Origin of the sequence: Rhodococcus sp. ARC_M12 (assembly GCF_022810385.1) — a bacterium.
GTDB lineage: Bacteria > Actinomycetota > Actinomycetes > Mycobacteriales > Mycobacteriaceae > Rhodococcoides > Rhodococcoides navarretei.
This window is the reverse complement of sequence record NZ_JALGQI010000081.1, coordinates 1-379: the sequence shown is the minus strand read 5'-3', so window position 1 is coordinate 379 and position 379 is coordinate 1. Positions and strand designations below refer to the sequence as shown.

Sequence of the window (379 nt, the reverse complement as noted above, 5' to 3'; positions counted from 1 at the left end):
GACGAGTCCGTGCGGCGCTCAACCTCACTCCGCTCGGCTTCGTCCAACGGCTTCGCATCGAACGAGCGCGGCACCTCTCAGCAACCACGGACCTCACCTCCGCCGAGATCGCGCTACGGGTCGGCTATGCGAACGCCGAGACTCTGCGCTCCCTCCTGCGCAGGGAGCGACGCCGTTCCTGACCTATCGCCATGCCTGTAGCCGGTGTCCTAGCGCTCGGTTGGAACCACCTCTCAGCACGTCGCGTCGACTCTCCTGCGTCGCCCCTGGACGACCCACTCGACACGCCCGCAGCACAGGCCATGTGACGTGCCCCGGCTTCCCGGGCGGTCGGGGTTGGGTGGCTGTGATGTCGCTGCGTTCTCGTCGAGGGGGTCAG

At 67.8% G+C, this 379-nt stretch carries 1 protein-coding gene; it reads left to right on the top strand.

Going from position 1 to position 379, the window contains the following annotated elements:
- On the top strand, nucleotides 1-182 hold a 182-nt coding region (locus tag MTX35_RS25440; RefSeq protein WP_243597483.1), incomplete at its 5' end, for a helix-turn-helix domain-containing protein.
- Between the last annotated feature and the right edge of the window lie 197 nt (nucleotides 183-379).